Source organism: Streptomyces angustmyceticus, from assembly GCF_019933235.1.
Classification (GTDB): Bacteria; Actinomycetota; Actinomycetes; order Streptomycetales; family Streptomycetaceae; genus Streptomyces; species Streptomyces angustmyceticus.
The window spans coordinates 5,491,325-5,508,404 of sequence record NZ_CP082945.1; the positions used below are offsets into that span (position 1 = coordinate 5,491,325).

The window sequence follows — 17,080 nt, forward strand, 5'->3', positions numbered from 1 at the left end:
GCGGAGGACGGTCCGCCGGGCGCGCGCCGTCCCCTACGGCAGGAAGTACATCGGGTTCGGCAGCTTGAACGTCCGGTCGCCGGCGCCGCCGTTCAGATCGCTGTACTGGTCCCCGAAGTTGGCGACGACGTCGTAGCCGAGGGACTCGATGTGCTTGCGGGTGCCCGACTTGTACTCGACGGTCGTGCAGGTGGCGCCGCAGGGCAGGTAGGCCGGCGGGTGCTCCTTGTCCTTCAGGAAGACGTGCCCGCGGTCCAGCGCCACGTGGTAGCCGGCGTTCTTGAGGTTGCGCACGCTCCAGGTGCGCTGCGCCTCCTTGCGGCCGGTCAGGAAGAAGACCTCGGCGCCCTTGTCGTGCGCCCAGTCGACCAGGCGGTTCATGCCGAAGACCGGGTCCATGTCGGTGTGCGCCAGGTACTTGTCCTGGCTCTCCTCGGTGAAGTGGAAGCCGACCTGGAGCTCGTAGTTGTAGGTGAGCAGGGTGGTGTCGTCGATGTCGAGGACGATCGCCGGCCTGCCCTTCCCGCCCGTCCGGTCGTGCCGGGCGAGGGCCTTGGACAGGTAGCCGCGGGCCTTGGCCTCGATGCCGCGGACCTGCCGTGCGTAGTTGCTGTGCGGGGAGGCGTAGTGCTCGCCGTCCGCCGTGACCGTGTCCCCGTAGTACGCCTTGATCTTGTCCTGGACCTGCGTGAGGTTGGGTATCTCCTTGTCGGTGCGCGGCACGGAGTGCTCGGCGGTGGCCTGGCCGGCGCCGAAGGCCGCCGTGCCGGCGACGAGAGCGGTGACCGCGGCGGCGCCGAGGCGGGCCCTCCGGGAGAGGGCGGGGCGGAAACGGGCGGGGCGGGGCATGCGCGGCTCCTTGGAGAGGGGGGTGGGCCTCAGTAGGTCTAACAGAGCCTCAATTCGGTATCTACGCGCGAAGATTCAACCCTTGGCAAAGGCTTGCGCGGTGCGGGCTCTTGACGCTCGCGCGGCGGGCCCCCCGCCCTCCGACTCCCCCGGCGGACGCCACGGGCGGGCCCGCGGTCGGCGGCCCCGGGCCGCGGGTCACGGACCCGGCCGTGGTCCTGTGCGCGGTGGCCCGGCACGCGTACGGTGAGGCACGGATCGGTGGCGGTGCGCCACAGTGGTCCCGTACGTGATCTTTGAAAGGGGCTGTCCCGATGGCACAGGAAGTGCGCGGCGTGATCGCGCCGGGGAAGAACGAACCGGTCCGGCTGGAGACCATCCTGGTGCCGGATCCGGGCCCCGGTGAGGCCGTGGTGAAGATCCAGGCGTGCGGGGTGTGCCACACCGACCTGCACTACAAGCAGGGCGGCATCAACGACGACTTCCCGTTCCTGCTCGGCCACGAGGCGGCCGGCGTGGTGGAGTCGGTCGGCGCCGGGGTCACCGACGTCGCGCCGGGGGACTTCGTCGTCCTCAACTGGCGTGCGGTGTGCGGCCAGTGCCGCGCCTGTCTGCGCGGCCGCCCCCAGTACTGCTTCGACACCCACAACGCCCGCCAGAAGATGACGCTGAAGGACGGCACGGAGCTGACCCCGGCGCTGGGCATCGGAGCCTTCGCCGACAAGACGCTGGTCGCCTCCGGGCAGTGCACCAAGGTCGACCCCCGCGTGGCGCCCGAGGTGGCCGGGCTGCTGGGCTGCGGCGTGATGGCGGGCATCGGCGCCGCCCTCAACACCGGCGGCGTCGGGCGGGGCGACTCGGTCGCGGTCATCGGCTGCGGCGGCGTCGGCGACGCGGCCGTGGTGGGCGCGCGGCTGGCCGGCGCGGCCACGATCGTCGCGGTGGACATCGACGACCGCAAGCTGGAGACCGCGCGTTCCATGGGCGCCACCCACACCGTCAACTCCCGCGACACCGACCCCGTCGAGGCGGTCCGCGAGCTGACCGGCGGTTTCGGCGCGGACGTCGTCATCGACGCGGTCGGCCGCCCCGAGACCTACCGGCAGGCGTTCTACGCCCGCGACCTGGCCGGCACCGTCGTCCTCGTCGGCGTCCCCACTCCCGACATGACCCTGGAACTCCCCCTCCTGGACGTCTTCGGCCGCGGCGGCGCCCTCAAGTCCTCCTGGTACGGCGACTGTCTGCCCTCCCGCGACTTCCCGATGCTCGTCGACCTGCATCTGCAGGGCCGGATCGACCTGGGGGCGTTCGTCACGGAGACCATCGGCATCGACGACGTCGAGCGGGCCTTCGCGCGGATGCACGCGGGCGACGTGCTGCGTTCGGTGGTGACGCTCTGATGGCGGCGCGCATCGACCACCTGGTCACCTCAGGCACCTTCTCCCTCGACGGCGGCACCTGGGACGTCGACAACAACGTGTGGATCGTCGGCGACGACGAGGAGGCGATCGTCATCGACGCCGCCCATGACGCCGACGCCATCCTCGAAGCCCTCGGCGGCCGGACGCTGCGCGCGATCGTCTGCACCCACGGGCACAACGACCACATCGACGCGGCCCCGGCACTGGCCTCCCGCACCGGCGCCCGGATCCATCTGCACCCCGCCGACCTGCCGCTGTGGAAGATGACCCACCCGGACACCGCGCCGGACGCGGAGCTGGCGGACGGCCAGGTGCTCACCATCGCCGGCACCGACCTGACCGTGCTGCACACGCCGGGCCACGCGCCCGGCGCGGTCTGCCTCCACGCCCCCGAGCTGGACACCGTCTTCACCGGCGACACCCTCTTCCAGGGCGGCCCCGGCGCCACCGGCCGGTCCTTCTCGGACTTCCCGACCATCGTGGCCTCGATCCGGGAACGGCTGCTGACCCTGCCGCCGCGGACACAGGTGCGCACCGGCCACGGCGACGCGACCACGATCGAAGCGGAGGCCCCGCACCTGGAGGAGTGGATCAAGCGGGGCCACTGAGGGGCGCGAGCCACCGGCCGTGCCGCGCCGGACCATTAGGGGCGGGGCGGCCGGATCCCGTAGGGGGTGCGGGCGCCCCTTGCGGGCCACAACGCGGCGGGGGCGGAGGGTATTCCGCCCGTCGCCTCACGCCTCCCCGGCCGCCCGTTCCAGGATGCGGGCGGCCACCGCGGGGGAGTCCACCAGCGGATGCAGCGCCAGCGCCCGCAGCGCGGCGTCCCGGTCCTTGTACACGGCCGCCTCCACGGTCGCCCGCTCCACCGCCTTGACCTGGAGCATCAGCCCCAACTGGGCGTCCTGCAGCGGCGCGCAGGGCAGCGGCCGCGCGCCCTGCGCGGTCACCTCGCACACCGTCTCCACGATCGCGTCCGGGGCCAGCTGCGGCACCGTCGTCCCGTTGCGGACGTTGAGGATCAGCCGGGTCCCGCTGTCGCCGGTGATGGCGTGCATCAGGGCCAGCGCCACCCGGTCGTAGCCGCCGCCCTCCAGGTCGTGGCTGTCGCGCTGCCAGCCGCCGCTCGCCTCCCGGCTGTGCGCCATGTACGTCTCCTCGCGCTCCAGCCGGGTGCGCTCCCACAGCGCGTACGCCCGCTCCGGGCCGCCGGCCGCCGCGGCCCGCTCGAAGAAGCCGCCCTGCTGCCGGTCGAGGAACTCGCCGCGGGTCTGACCGGTGTCCCGTACGGAGCCGAGGGTCTCGCGGCGGAAGTAGTAGTAGTGCAGGTACTCGTTGGGCAGTGCGCCCAGGGCCCGCAGCCACTCGGCGCCGAAGAGCCGGCCCTCCTCGAAGGAGCCCAGCGCCCGGTCGTCGGCGAGCAGGCCCGGCAGCAGATCGGTGCCGTCCAGCGTCAACGACCGCAGCCAGCCGAGGTGGTTGAGCCCCACGTAGTCGTAGCCCGCGCGGGCCGGGTCCGCGAGGGCCGCCGGGTCCGCGCCGGCCGCCCGCGCCGCCCGCCGCACCAGCCCCACCGGCGAATCGCAGATCCCGATGACACGGTCGCCGAGCACCTGGGACATCGCCTCGGTGACCGTGCCCGCGGGGTTGGTGAAGTTGATGACCCACGCCCCCGGGGCGAGCGCCGCGACCCGCTCGGCGATGTGCAGGGCCACCGGAACCGTCCGCAGGCCGTAGAGGACGCCGCCCGCGCCGACCGTCTCCTGGCCGAGCACCCCCTCGGACAGCGGGATCCGCTCGTCGCGCACCCGCCCGGCCGTGCCGCCCACCCGGATCGCCGAGAAGACGAAGCCGGCCCCGGCCAGCGCGTCGTCCAGCCGCTCCTCGACCCGTACCGGCACCGGAGCCGGATGCCCCCGCGCCAGCCGTGCCAGCACGTCGGCGATCACCGCCACCCGGCGCGGATCGGTGTCGTGCAGCACCACCTCGGAGACGGCGGGAGCCGGGTCGTCCAGCAGCGCGCGGTAGACCAGCGGCACCCGGAAGCCGCCCCCGCCCAGAATCGTCAGCCTCATGGGGCGGAACGTACCGCAGCATCAGGCACACTGGCGGCACGTGCCGATACGAGAGGAGCGAGCACGGTGAGCAGCCGACGCGACGACCTTCCGGGCCCGGCGGCAGTACCGGCGGCCCTCGACCCGCTGGCCGGAGTGCGCGCCCCCGGCGATCCGCGCACCGACGTCTACCTCACCGGCACGGTGTTCCTGGACATCATCTTCACCGGCCTGGACTCCGCGCCGGTCCGCGGCACCGAGTCCTGGGCCCGCGGCATGGGCTCCAGCCCCGGCGGCGTCGCCAACATGGCCACCGCGCTGGCCCGGCTCGGCCTGCGCACCTCGCTCGCCGCCGCCTTCGGCGACGACCACTACGGCGAGTACTGCTGGGAGGCGCTCGAACAGGGCGAGGGCATCGACCTGGCGCTGTCGCGCACCGTCCCCGGCTGGCACTCCCCGGTGACCGTCTCCATGGCGTACGAGGGCGAGCGCACGATGGTCTCGCACGGCCACGAGGCGCCGCCGCCCGACTTCGCCTTCGACGGCAAGCACGCCCCGGGCTGTCCGCCGCCGTCCCGCGCCTGCGTCGCCTCGCTGGTGCCGGGCCGCCGGGAGGGCTGGCTGGGCTGTGCGGCCGGCCGCGGCAGCCGCATCTTCGCGGACGTGGGCTGGGACGACACCGGCCGCTGGGACCCGGCCGACCTCGCCGACCTCGAACACTGCGAGGCGTTCTTGCCCAACGCCGAGGAGGCGATGCGCTACACCCGTACGGACTGCCCGCGCGACGCCGCCCACAAGCTCGCCGACCGGGTGCCGCTGGCGGTGGTCACGCTGGGTGCCGAGGGCGCCTACGCGGTGGACGGGCGCAGCGGCGAGAGCGCCGAGGTGCCGGCCATCGCCGTGGAGGCGCTGGACCCCACGGGCGCCGGGGACGTCTTCGTCGCCGGGTTCGTCACCGGCACGCTCGCCGACTGGCCGCTCGCCGACCGGCTCTCCTTCGCGGGCTTGAGCGCCGCACTGTCCGTGCAGGAGTTCGGCGGCTCGCTGTCCGCGCCGGGGTGGGCCGAGATCGCCGGCTGGTGGCAGCAGGTGCGGGCCTGCGAGGCGGGGGCGCCGGGCGCGCTGCGCCGCCAGTACGCCTTCCTGGACGAGGTGCTGCCCGCGGCCTACCGGCCCGCGCCGCTGGCCCGCGCCCTGCCCACCCTCGGTTTCCGCCGCCCGGCCTGAGCGCGCGCCGGGGCCGGGCCGGGCGGGCTCCGGCGGCCGCCCGGGGGAAAAGCTCTCGGGCTTGTCGGTGCCCCGTCGTACTCTTGTATCCCAAGGAGTCGGGTGCAGGTCGCGAGCAGGCAGGCACCTCATACGAGCAAAGGATGGGGGTCGAGCAGGCCACCGAGCCGCCCCATGACGCAGACACCCACGCAACCGCAGGCGCGCGCCCAGTTCACCGTCCCGGCCAAGCACCCGATGGTCACGGTCCTGGGATCCGGAGACTCCCTTCTGCGCGTGATCGAAAAAGCCTTCCCGGCGACCGACATCCATGTCCGGGGCAACGAAGTCAGCGCTGTCGGCGACGCCGGGGAGGTCGCCCTCGTCCAGCGCCTTTTCGACGAGATGATGCTGGTGCTCCGCACCGGACAACCGATGACGGAGGACGCAGTGGAACGCTCCATCGCCATGTTGCGCGCGGCGGAGGACGGCGAGGGAGCGGTGAGTGAGACGCCCGCCGAGGTGCTCACCCAGAACATCCTGTCCAACCGCGGCCGCACGATCCGGCCCAAGACCCTCAACCAGAAGCGCTACGTCGACGCCATCGACGAGCACACCGTGGTCTTCGGCATCGGCCCGGCCGGCACCGGCAAGACCTACCTGGCGATGGCCAAGGCCGTGCAGGCGCTGCAGGCCAAGCAGGTCAACCGGATCATCCTGACCCGCCCCGCGGTCGAGGCCGGCGAGCGGCTCGGCTTCCTGCCCGGCACCCTCTACGAGAAGATCGACCCGTATCTGCGCCCGCTCTACGACGCGCTGCACGACATGCTCGACCCCGACTCCATCCCGCGCCTGATGGCCGCGGGCACGATCGAGGTCGCCCCGCTGGCGTACATGCGCGGCCGGACGCTCAACGACGCGTTCATCATTCTCGACGAGGCGCAGAACACCAACCCCGAGCAGATGAAGATGTTCCTCACCCGCCTCGGCTTCGACTCGAAGATCGTCATCACCGGCGATGTCACCCAGGTCGACCTGCCCGGCGGCACCAAGAGCGGTCTGCGCCAGGTCCGGGAGATCCTGGACGGCGTGGACGATGTGCATTTCTCCCTGCTCACCAGCCAGGACGTGGTCCGCCACAAGCTGGTCGGCCGTATCGTCGACGCCTACGAGAAGTACGACAGCCGCAACGGCAAGTGAGTCCCGGCCGGCCGGGACCACCGGCCGGCCCGTGCCGAGCAACCAGAAGCGAGACGCAACTCCCCATGTCCATCGACGTCAACAACGAGTCCGGCACGGACATCGACGAGCAGGCCATCCTCGATGTCGCCCGCTACGCCGTCGCCCGGATGCGCATCCATCCGCTCTCCGAGCTGTCCGTGATCGTCGTGGACGCCGAGGCCATGGAGCAGCTCCACCTGCAGTGGATGGACCTGCCGGGACCGACCGATGTCATGTCCTTCCCGATGGACGAGCTGCGTCCGCCGGCCAAGGACGACGAGGAGCCCCCGCAGGGGCTGCTCGGCGACATCGTGCTGTGCCCCGAGGTCGCCAAGAAGCAGGGCGAGGAGGCCCCGACCGGGCACAGCATGGACGAGGAGCTCCAGCTGCTCACCGTCCACGGCGTGCTCCACCTCCTCGGCTACGACCACGAGGAGCCGGACGAGAAGGCCGAGATGTTCGGCCTGCAGGCGGCGATCATCGACGGCTGGCGGACCGAGCAGGGCCTGACCGGCCCCTCGCCGGCCCCCACCGTGACCTGACGGGACACCCGATGACCACCCAGCTGATCGCGGTCGCGGTCCTGCTCGTCGTGATCGCCTGGCTCGCCGCCTGCGCGGAGGCGGGCCTGGCCCGGACCACCAGCTTCCGCGCCGAGGAGGCCGTCCGCTCCGGCCGCCGCGGCAGCGCGAAGCTCGCCGCCGTCGCCGCAGACCCCACCCGCTACCTCAATGTCGCCCTGTTGGTGCGGGTCGGCTGCGAGATGGCGGCCGGTGTCCTGGTGACGTACGCCTGCCTGCGCTCCTTCGACAAGACGTGGCAGGCGCTGACCGTCGCCATCGCCGTGATGGTGCTGGTCTCCTATGTGGCCGTCGGCGTCTCGCCGCGGACCATCGGCCGCCAGCACCCGCTGAACACCGCGACCGCCGCCGCCTACGTCCTGCTGCCGCTGGCCCGTGTCATGGGCCCCGTCCCGCAGCTGCTGATCCTCCTCGGCAACGCCCTCACCCCGGGCAAGGGCTTCCGCAAGGGCCCGTTCGCCTCCGAGGCGGAGCTGCGCTCGCTGGTCGACCTCGCGGAGCAGGAGTCGCTGATCGAGGACGAGGAGCGCCGGATGGTGCACTCCGTCTTCCAGCTCGGCGACACCCTCGTGCGCGAGGTGATGGTGCCGCGCACGGACCTGATCTCCGTCGAGCGCTTCAAGACCATCCGCCAGGCGCTCACCCTCGCCCTGCGCTCCGGCTTCTCGCGCATCCCGGTGACCGGCGAGAACGAGGACGACGTCGTCGGCGTGGTCTACCTCAAGGACCTCGCCCGCAAGGTCCACATCAGCCGCGACGCCGAGAACGAGCTGGTCTCCACCGCCATGCGTCCGGCCGTATTCGTCCCCGACACCAAGAATGCGGGCGATCTGCTGCGGGAAATGCAGCAGGACCGCAATCATGTCGCGGTGGTCATCGACGAATACGGCGGCACCGCCGGAATTGTCACCATCGAGGACATCCTGGAGGAGATCGTCGGCGAGATCACCGACGAATACGACCGGGAACTGCCGCCCGTCGAGGATCTCGGCGACGGCCGCTACCGCGTCACCGCCCGGCTCGACATCGGCGACCTCGGTGAGCTGTACGGCCTGGCCGAGCTGGACGACGAGGACGTCGAAACCGTCGGCGGCCTGCTCGCCAAGCTCCTCGGCCGGGTGCCCATCGCCGGTGCCACCGCCGAGGTCGACCTCACCGACGACGCCTCCGACCCGGGTCTGCAGGCGCTGCGGCTGACCGCGGAGTCCTCGGGCGGCCGCCGCAACAAGATCATCACGGTGCTGTGCGAGCCGGTGCGCCCCCGGGGCGCGACCGCGGCCGAGGAGTCCTCGGCGGGCGGGCGCTCCGCCGGCTGAACGCGCACGGAATTCGCCGCGTAATTCACTGCGGCGCGGAAATGTTCCCGGCACCGCACCCGGCGCCGTTACTCATCTCCAGTGCACCGGAAATGTTCTGCAAGCCATGTCCGGTGGGCCTGGATCCCGCCGCGCCTCTCATGGAAAGATCTTCAGGCGGCCGCAGGGAACACGGCGGCCGCAATGGGTGAGGACCTGGCGAGAGCGATCTCGCCGCGCAGGCTGCCCCGGAGCGGGGGACCGGGGCAGCCACCTTCCCTTCTCCTCGGCCGTGCCGCATATGCTCGCCCGTATGAGCGAAGCCGCACCGCTGGACCCGGAAGACCGCAAGATCATCACGCTCGCGCGTTCGGCGCGGGCCCGTAACGGCGTGCCCGAGGGCGCCGCCGTCCGCGACGAGACCGGCCGCACCTATGTCGCCGGCACCGTCGCCCTGGACTCGCTGCAGCTCAGCGCACTGCAGACGGCCGTGGCGATGGCCGTCGCCAGCGGGGCCACCTCCCTGGAGGCCGCGGCCGTGGTCACCGACGCCGAGCGCGCCGCCGACGCGGACCGCGCCGCCGTACGGGACCTCGGCGGGCCCGCGACGCCGGTCCTGATCGCCGGCCTCGACGGCACCCTGCGCGGCACCGTCCCGGCGGGCGACGCACCGGCCTGAGCGGCCGGAGCCGCGGACCGCGGACGGGGCGGCCACCGGAGTCCGGCGGGCCGCCCCGCGCTGTCGGCCGGGTGCCGGGGCCGGGTGGTCGGAGGCGCGCCCGGGATCGGGGAGAATGGGCGCCATGAGCGTTCGTACAGAGTCCTCCGCCGCGCACCGCGCGGGCTTCGCCTGCTTCGTCGGTCGCCCCAACGCGGGCAAGTCCACCCTCACGAACGCTCTCGTCGGCACGAAGGTGGCCATCACCTCCAACCGCCCGCAGACCACCCGCCACACGGTCCGCGGCATCGTGCACCGCCCCGAGGCGCAGCTGGTCCTCGTCGACACCCCTGGTCTGCACAAGCCGCGCACCCTGCTCGGTGAGCGGCTGAACGACGTCGTGCGGACCACCTGGTCCGAGGTGGACGTGATCGGCTTCTGCCTGCCCGCCGACCAGAAGATCGGCCCCGGCGACCGCTACATCGCCGCGGAACTGGCCGACATCAAGAAGACCCCCAAGGTCGCCATCGTCACCAAGACCGACCTGGTCGACTCCGAGGCGCTGGCCGCCCAGCTGATCGCCATCGACCAGCTCGGCAAGGAGCTGGGCATCGAGTGGGCCGAGATCATCCCGGTCTCCGCGGTCGGCGACACCCAGGTGGCGCTGCTCGCCGATCTGCTGGTGCCGATGCTCCCGGAGAGCCCGCCGCTCTACCCCGAGGGCGACCTCACCGACGAGCCCGAGCAGGTCATGGTCGCCGAGCTGATCCGCGAGGCCGCGCTGGAGGGTGTCCGCGACGAACTGCCGCACTCCATCGCGGTGGTCGTCGAGGAGATGCTGCCGCGGGCGGACCGTCCCGCCGACAAGCCGCTCCTCGACATCCACGCGAATGTCTACATCGAGCGCCCCAGCCAGAAGGGGATCATCATCGGCCCGAAGGGCAAGCGCCTGAAGGAGGTCGGCACGAAGTCGCGCAAGCACATCGAGGCGCTGCTCGGCACGCCGGTCTTCCTGGACCTGCACGTGAAGGTCGCCAAGGACTGGCAGCGCGACCCGAAGCAGCTGCGCAAACTGGGCTTCTGAGCCCGGCCGGCCCGGTGGCGCCGGGAAATTGCCGGCCAGGCGGAATTCACCGGACCGGCGCCCCGTACACCGCCTGAATCCGCTGGATGTCCTCCTGGCCCGGCGTGGCCTTCGCAGGACACCCCCCTGGCCGTCAATGGCCGCGTTATCACCATGGGCGCCGGTGGAGAACCCCACATTGCGTACGCGGGCGCGCAGCCCCCCCGCCGCATGCCGGTGAACACACACGCCGGGGCACCGGCCCCTACGCCACGCCCCGTATCCGCCGCACCAGCAGCGCTCCCACCAGCCCGACCGCCGCCGCCAGCGCGTACAGCATCCGGTAGCCGCCGAGGTGGTGGACGACCGGCGCGGCCAGCGCGGGGGCGGCCACCTGCGGCAGCGCGTTGGCGATGTTGATGACGCCCAGGTCCTTGCCGCGGTGCGCGGCGGCCGGCAGCACCTGCGTCATCAGTGCGAAGTCGACCGAGGTGAAGACGCCGAACCCCACCCCGAGCAGCGCCGCGGCGCACAGCGCGCCCGGCCAGGTCTGCCACCCGGCCAGCAGCCCGGTCGCCACCGTCATGATCACCCCGGCCCACAGCACGAACGGCTGCCGCCGCCCGACCCGGTCCGACCAGAACCCGCCGACCACGACCGTGCCCAGCAGGGTCACACCGTTGACCGCGGTCAGCACCAGCACCCCGCCGCCGGGGTCGGGACGGTGCAGCACATCGCGCAGGTAGTACAGCAGGTACAGCAGGGCCAGCGCGTTGCCGAGGTTGATCAGGAACCGGGTCAGCCACGCCCAGCCCAGATCGGGGTGGCGGCGCGGACTGATCCAGAACCCGGCGACCAGGGCCCGCAGGCTCAGCTCCGGGCGCCGCTCGGCCGGCAGCACCGCCTCCCGCCGCGCCAGCACGTACGGAAGGGTGCCCAGCACCACGAAACCGGCGCAGGCGAGATAGCCCGCGGCCACGGTGCCCGCCACCGTCGCCAGGCCCGTCCCGGCCACCACGCCCAGGATCTGCGCGGCGCCCAGCCAGCCGCCCACCGCCCCGCGCTGCCGGCGCGGCACCCGGTCGGGCACCGCCGCGGTGATCGCCGCGAACGCCGCGTTGAGGGTGAGCTGTACCAGGCACCATCCCAGCACCATCATCCCCACCGAGCCCGCCCCGGCCAGCAGGACGAGCGCGCCCGCCCCGCCCGCGGCCCCCGCGGCGATCCACGGCGTGCGCCGCCCGAACCGCGAGGCCGTACGGTCCGACAGCGCCCCGAAGAGCGGGTTCGCCACCATCGAGACGACGGCCCCCGCCCCGGTCACCCACGCCAGCACCGACTCCTTCGCCGTCCCCGGCGGCGCGAGCTGCGCGGCCTGCAGCGCGAGCAGGATCTGCAGGGGCCCGTACCACCCGGCCCAGATCGCCCCGTTGCCCAGCGACAGCGCGGCCGTCCAGGCCCGCCCGGCCCGCTGCGACGGCTCCGCAAGCGCCTCGGGAGCCGGCCCGCTCATCCCCGGGCCTGCTCCCGCAGCACGTCCCGCAGCCAGTGGTACGAGGACTTGGGCGTACGCTCCAGCGTCGCGTAGTCGACGTGCACCAGCCCGAACCGCCGGGCGTAGCCCTCCGCCCACTCGAAGTTGTCCATCAGCGACCACACGAAGTAGCCCCGCACGTCCACCCCGGCCGCCATCGCCGCGTGCAGCGCCCGCAGATGCCCGTCCAGGAACACGATCCGCTCCCGGTCCTCGATCCCCTCGTATGAGCATCCGTTCTCGGTGATCACCACAGGCGGCAGCCGGTCCCCGTACCGCTCCCGGAACGACACCAGCAGCTCGGTCAGCGCCTCCGGCACCACCGGCCAGCCGAAGTCGGTGCGCGGATATCCCTCGATCTCCCGGGGTGCGAAGGGCAGTTCGGGCGGCAGCCGGATCCCGCCGAAGTCGGCCGCCCCCACGCCGTCCGCCCCCGGGGCGCCCACCAGCGTCGGCTGGTAGTAGTTGATCCCGTACCAGTCCAGCGACTGCCCGATCACCGTGAGATCGTCCGCGACCGGCCCCGGCAGCAGCGCCGCCAGCTCCTCGTCCGGGTACCGCCCCAGCAGCACCGGCTCCGCGAACAGCCGGTTGAGCAGCAGGTCGTAGAGGCCGGCCGCCGCGATGTCCGCCTCGGAGCCGCTCGCCGTCCAGGTCGGCCCGTGCGAATTGGCGATCCCGATGTCCGTCGCGCCGCGGGCCCGCAGCGCCTGTACGGCCAGGCCGTGCCCCAGCAGCTGGTGGTGCGCCGCCGGCAGCGCGTCGAACAGCAGCTGCCGCCCCGGCGCGTGCTGCCCGAGTCCGTAGCCCAGCAAGGTCACTTCGGCCGGCTCGTTGAGGGTGATCCAGCGCGCCACCCGGTCCCCGAGCCGCGCCGCCACCGCGTCCGCGTACGCCGCGAAGTGCTCGGCGGTCTCCCGGACGAGCCACCCGCCGCGGTCCTCCAGTGCCTGCGGGGTGTCCCAGTGGAAGAGCGTCGGCACCGGGGCGACGCCCGCCGCCAGCAGCGCGTCCACCAGCCGGTCGTAGAAGTCCAGCCCGGCCCCGTTGACCGCCCCGTCCCCGTCCGGCACCACCCGCGGCCAGGCCACCGAGAACCGGTACGCCCCGGCCCCGAGCCGCTCCAGCAGCTCCACGTCCTCGCGGTAGCGGTGGTAGTGGCCGGTCGCCACCCGGGCGTTCGACCCGTCCTTGATCCGCCCGTCCTGCGCCGCGAAGACGTCCCACACGGAGGGCCCCCGCCCGCCGTCCGCCACCGCCCCCTCGATCTGCGGGGCGGACGTGGACACCCCCCACACGAAGTCACGGGGGAAGCGGGGCAGCGGGGCGGGCACCGGTTCGCTCGTCATGCGCCGGATCTTTGTAACCGGCGGTAACGGTGTCAAGGGGCGGGCTGGAAAGGGAAGTTGGGACGGCCGCCCGGCCACCGGAGGGCGCGGTGGCCGCCCCGGGCTACGACCCTTCCTTCATCACCTTGGTGATCAGCGTGCGCTGCTCGTCCGTGAGGCGTGGGTCCGAGCAGTACACCGTGTGGCCGTCGACGGTGATCTGGTAGCTGAAGCCGTCCGGTACCCCGACGGGGGGCTCGGTGCGGGCGGTGGCGACGGCGCGTTCGGCGAGGGACTGCCAGTCGCGGGCGTCAGGGCGGTCGGCGGTGTCGACCTCGGCGCGGCGGTCGACGCCCGCGAAACCGCCGGTGCGGTGAATGTGAATGCGCATAACGGACTCCTCCGACGTCCTCCGACGGACTCCTACCCCGTACGTCCATGCTTACCGCGCGCGGTGCGGGCGCGCCTGCCGGCGGCGCCCGCACCGCGGACCTCGTGGCGCCGTTACTTCGGGGTCACGCCGACCTGGGTCCAGGCCTTGACCATGGCCTCGTGCTCGGCGCCGGCGCCGAAGCGGGCCTGGGCGGCCTTGATGGTGAGGGCGGCGAAGTCGGCGAACTGCGCGTCCTTGGAGAGCTTGCCGCCGGTCAGGACGTCGTACCAGACCTGCCCGGCCTTCTCCCACGCCTTGCCGCCGAGGGCGGTGGCGGCGAGGTAGAAGGCATGGTTGGGGATGCCGGAGTTGATGTGGACGCCGCCGTTGTCGTCGGTGGTGCGGACGTAGCCCTTCATCGTGGCGGGCTGCGGGTCCTTGCCCAGGACGTCGTCGTCGTACGCGGTGCCCGGGGCCTTCATCGAGCGCAGCGCCTTTCCGGTGACGTTCGGGCCGAGGAGGTCGGCGCCGATCAGCCAGTCGGCCTGGTCGGCGGTCTGGCCGAGGGCGTACTGCTTGATCAGTACGCCGAAGACGTCGGACACGGACTCGTTGAGGGCGCCGGGCTGACCCTCGTAGGTGAGGTTGGCGGTGTACTGGGTGACGCCGTGGGTCAGCTCGTGGCCGATGACGTCGACGGGGATGGTGAAGTCCTTGAAGAGGTCGTTGTCGCCGTCGCCGAAGACCATCCGCTCGCCGTCCCAGAAGGCGTTGTCGTACTTCCGGCCATAGTGGACGGTGGCGTTGAGCGGCAGGCCGGCGCCGTCGATGGACTTGCGGCCGTAGACCTTGAGGTAGAGCTCGAAGGTGGCGCCGAGGCCGGTGTGGGCGCGGTTGACCGAGGCGTCTTTGGAGGGGCCGTCCTTCTCCCCGCGCACCTTGTGACCGGGAAGGTTCTCCTGGTGCCGGGCGTCGTAGACGGTGCGGTTGGGCTTGTCGGGGGAGGCGCCGGGCTCTCCCGGGGTCAGCCCGCCGCGGGCGGCGAGCTCGCGGCGCTCGGTGCGCCGCGCGTGGTCGTGCTCCAGGGTGCGGCGGGCGGGTTCGTGCCGCTCGGGGTCGTCCGACTGCGCCAGGTTGTCGAGGATGTGCGGCGGGATGATCGTGCAGAACACCGGGGTGTGGCCGGTGGCGGGATCTGACTGTGCGTCGTTGAGGTCCATGCACAAACGGTGGCACTGTGTGATCCGGCTGTCACTCCCCGCGTCCAAGATTCCCGAAAAAGTGTGGTTGGTCGCATTTGGGGAACTCTGCGCGTCCGGTCCCGCATACTGATACGCGACCGCCGGACAGGGCGGACCTCGGCTAAGGTGCTGTGCATCATGCGTTTCGGGCTGCTTCTCCTTAGCTGCCGCGGCGAGGGCCTGTAGTCGTAGGCCGACCCCCTCCCCGCGGAGTTCCGGTGTTGCGATTTTCGCCCCGTCGGCCTCTCCCTGGCTCCCGAGGAGCAGGGGGACCCCAGCGGACATACGAGGAGCCCCACGCACCATGACGAATCCGTCGAGCCCCGCAGATCACGCCGTCGGCCGGCCGACCCCGGTCACCAACGCGACGCAGCTGCAGCGGCCCTCCGGTATGCCGGTCCACAAGTACCGCCCCTACGAGGCCGTCGACATCCCCGACCGCACCTGGCCGGACAACCGCATCACCGTCGCGCCCCGCTGGCTGTCGACCGACCTGCGGGACGGCAACCAGGCGCTGATCGACCCGATGTCGCCGGCCCGCAAGCGCGAGATGTTCGATCTGCTGGTGCGCATGGGCTACAAGGAGATCGAGGTCGGCTTCCCGTCCTCCGGCGAGACGGACTTCGCGTTCGTCCGCTCGATCATCGAAGAGGGCGCGATCCCCGAGGACGTGACGATCTCCGTCCTGACGCAGGCCCGCGAGGAGCTGATCGAGCGCACCGTCGAGTCGCTGCGCGGCGCCCGCCGCGCCACGGTGCACCTGTACAACGCCACCGCGCCCACCTTCCGCCGGGTCGTCTTCCGCGGCTCGAAGGAGCAGGTCAAGCAGATCGCGGTGGACGGCACCCGACTGGTCATGGAGTACGCCGACAAGATCCTCGGCGACGAGACGATCTTCGGCTACCAGTACAGCCCGGAGATCTTCACCGACACCGAGCTGGACTTCGCGCTGGAGGTCTGCGAGGCGGTCTGCGACGTCTGGCAGCCCGAAGAGGGCCGCGAGATCATCCTGAACCTGCCGGCCACCGTCGAGCGCTCCACGCCCTCCACCCACGCCGACCGCTTCGAGTGGATGGCGCGCAACCTGTCCCGGCGTGAGCACGTATGCCTGTCCGCACACCCGCACAACGACCGCGGCACCGCCGTCGCCGCCGCCGAGCTGGCGATCATGGCGGGCGCCGACCGCATCGAGGGCTGCCTGTTCGGCCAGGGCGAGCGCACCGGCAACGTCGACCTGGTGACGCTGGGGATGAACCTGTTCTCCCAGGGCGTCGACCCGCAGATCGACTTCTCGCAGATCGACGAGATCCGTCGTACCAGCGAGTACTGCAACCAGATGGAGATCCACCCGCGCCACCCCTACGCGGGCGATCTGGTCTACACCGCCTTCTCCGGCTCCCACCAGGACGCCATCAAGAAGGGCTTCGACGCCATGCAGGCCGAGGCCACCGCCGCCGGCAAGACCGTGGACGACATCGAGTGGGCGGTCCCGTACCTGCCCATCGACCCCAAGGACGTCGGCCGCTCCTACGAGGCCGTCATCCGCGTCAACTCGCAGTCCGGCAAGGGCGGTATCGCCTACGTCCTGAAGAACGACCACAAGCTGGAACTGCCGCGCCGGATGCAGATCGAGTTCTCCCGGATCATCCAGGAGAAGACCGACGCCGAGGGCGGCGAGGTCACGCCGGCCGCCATCTGGTCCGCCTTCCAGGACGAGTACCTGCCCAACCCGCACAACCCGTGGGGCCGCATCCAGGTCAGGAACGGCCAGACCACCACCGACAAGGACGGCGTCGACACCCTGACCGTCGAGGCCGAGGTGGACGGCGCGGAGACCGTGCTGGTCGGCACCGGCAACGGCCCGATCTCCGCGTTCTTCGACGCGCTGCAGGGCATCGACGTCGACGCGCGGCTGCTGGACTACCAGGAGCACACCATGAGCGAGGGTGCCTCCTCGCTGGCCGCCTCGTACATCGAGTGCGCCATCGGCGACAAGGTCCTGTGGGGCATCGGCATCGACGCGAACACCACGCGCGCCTCGCTGAAGGCCGTGGTCTCCGCCGTCAACCGCGCGGGCCGCTGACGCACCTCCGCCCCTTCGGCGCCCCCGCGGCTCGCACCGGGCCGCGGGGGCGCCGTTGTGCGACCCCGCCACCTGAAGGTGGGGTTTGGGAGCTGCGAGGATAACGGTGAGTGAGTGAATCGGTACGTTTGGTGACCGGCGCCGGTCGGACTGGCCACGGCGCGGATCCCAAG

Annotated in this window: 15 protein-coding genes; 9 read left to right on the forward strand and 6 right to left on the reverse strand. The window is 72.1% G+C overall.

From position 1 onward, the window contains the following. Nucleotides 1-33 precede the first annotated feature (33 nt). Entirely contained in the window at nucleotides 34-849 is an 816-nt protein-coding gene (locus K7396_RS24490; RefSeq protein WP_152104419.1) for an HAD family acid phosphatase, read from the reverse strand. 314 nt (nucleotides 850-1,163) lie between these two features. Here K7396_RS24490 and K7396_RS24495 point away from each other — a divergent pair, with 314 nt between their 5' ends. Together K7396_RS24495 and K7396_RS24500 are read left to right on the forward strand one after the other, a co-directional pair. Continuing rightward, the gene (locus tag K7396_RS24495) at nucleotides 1,164-2,249 is read left to right on the forward strand and encodes an S-(hydroxymethyl)mycothiol dehydrogenase (RefSeq protein WP_086719378.1); all 1,086 of its coding nucleotides are present in this window, start codon (nucleotides 1,164-1,166) and stop codon (nucleotides 2,247-2,249) included. After that, nucleotides 2,249-2,878, forward strand: coding sequence for an MBL fold metallo-hydrolase (locus K7396_RS24500; RefSeq protein ID WP_086719379.1), 630 nt, complete (start codon nucleotides 2,249-2,251; stop codon nucleotides 2,876-2,878). The genes K7396_RS24495 and K7396_RS24500 overlap by 1 nt, the downstream gene beginning before the upstream one ends. Before the next feature lie 126 nt (nucleotides 2,879-3,004). Here K7396_RS24500 and K7396_RS24505 read toward each other — a convergent pair whose 3' ends face one another. Next, nucleotides 3,005-4,345: a family 4 glycosyl hydrolase gene (locus K7396_RS24505; protein WP_086719380.1), complete on the reverse strand. Its 1,341-nt coding sequence runs from the start codon at nucleotides 4,343-4,345 to the stop codon at nucleotides 3,005-3,007. Between the two features lie 66 nt (nucleotides 4,346-4,411). On the opposite strand from K7396_RS24505, the gene K7396_RS24510 reads away from it, so the two are divergent. The 6 genes from K7396_RS24510 to era all read left to right on the forward strand — a co-directional run bounded on the left by K7396_RS24510 (nucleotide 4,412) and on the right by era (nucleotide 10,369). Then, nucleotides 4,412-5,551, forward strand: a complete 1,140-nt coding sequence (locus K7396_RS24510; RefSeq protein WP_086719381.1) for a carbohydrate kinase family protein — start codon at nucleotides 4,412-4,414, stop codon at nucleotides 5,549-5,551. A 174-nt stretch (nucleotides 5,552-5,725) separates the two neighbouring features. Further along, complete coding sequence (locus K7396_RS24515; RefSeq protein WP_086719382.1) at nucleotides 5,726-6,730, forward strand: PhoH family protein; 1,005 nt, start codon at nucleotides 5,726-5,728, stop codon at nucleotides 6,728-6,730. A 65-nt stretch (nucleotides 6,731-6,795) separates the two neighbouring features. Next, nucleotides 6,796-7,293, forward strand: coding sequence for an rRNA maturation RNase YbeY (gene ybeY, locus K7396_RS24520; RefSeq protein ID WP_086719383.1), 498 nt, complete (start codon nucleotides 6,796-6,798; stop codon nucleotides 7,291-7,293). Between the two features lie 11 nt (nucleotides 7,294-7,304). After that, on the forward strand, nucleotides 7,305-8,648 hold the full coding sequence (locus K7396_RS24525; RefSeq protein WP_086719384.1) for a hemolysin family protein: 1,344 nt from the start codon (nucleotides 7,305-7,307) through the stop codon (nucleotides 8,646-8,648). A 292-nt stretch (nucleotides 8,649-8,940) separates the two neighbouring features. After that, complete coding sequence (locus K7396_RS24530) at nucleotides 8,941-9,306, forward strand: cytidine deaminase (protein ID WP_086719386.1); 366 nt, start codon at nucleotides 8,941-8,943, stop codon at nucleotides 9,304-9,306. Between the two features lie 115 nt (nucleotides 9,307-9,421). Next, on the forward strand, nucleotides 9,422-10,369 hold the full coding sequence (gene era / locus K7396_RS24535; RefSeq protein WP_373866892.1) for a GTPase Era: 948 nt from the start codon (nucleotides 9,422-9,424) through the stop codon (nucleotides 10,367-10,369). A 244-nt stretch (nucleotides 10,370-10,613) separates the two neighbouring features. Here era and K7396_RS24540 read toward each other — a convergent pair whose 3' ends face one another. The 4 genes from K7396_RS24540 to K7396_RS24555 all read right to left on the reverse strand — a co-directional run bounded on the left by K7396_RS24540 (nucleotide 10,614) and on the right by K7396_RS24555 (nucleotide 14,803). Continuing rightward, nucleotides 10,614-11,861, reverse strand: a complete 1,248-nt coding sequence (locus K7396_RS24540; protein WP_152104418.1) for an MFS transporter — start codon at nucleotides 11,859-11,861, stop codon at nucleotides 10,614-10,616. Then, nucleotides 11,858-13,231: a GH1 family beta-glucosidase gene (locus tag K7396_RS24545; RefSeq protein WP_152104417.1), complete on the reverse strand. Its 1,374-nt coding sequence runs from the start codon at nucleotides 13,229-13,231 to the stop codon at nucleotides 11,858-11,860. The genes K7396_RS24540 and K7396_RS24545 overlap by 4 nt, the downstream gene beginning before the upstream one ends. A gap of 103 nt (nucleotides 13,232-13,334) precedes the next feature. Beyond that, nucleotides 13,335-13,601 carry a protealysin inhibitor emfourin gene (locus tag K7396_RS24550; protein ID WP_152104416.1) on the reverse strand — a complete coding sequence of 89 codons (267 nt, stop codon included), beginning with the start codon at nucleotides 13,599-13,601 and terminating at the stop codon, nucleotides 13,335-13,337. A gap of 113 nt (nucleotides 13,602-13,714) precedes the next feature. Next, on the reverse strand, nucleotides 13,715-14,803 hold the full coding sequence (locus K7396_RS24555; protein ID WP_152104415.1) for a M4 family metallopeptidase: 1,089 nt from the start codon (nucleotides 14,801-14,803) through the stop codon (nucleotides 13,715-13,717). Between the two features lie 325 nt (nucleotides 14,804-15,128). Between K7396_RS24555 and leuA the strand changes: the two genes are divergently transcribed. Beyond that, nucleotides 15,129-16,907, forward strand: a complete 1,779-nt coding sequence (leuA, locus tag K7396_RS24560) for a 2-isopropylmalate synthase (protein WP_086720775.1) — start codon at nucleotides 15,129-15,131, stop codon at nucleotides 16,905-16,907. The last annotated feature ends 173 nt before the right edge of the window (nucleotides 16,908-17,080 follow it).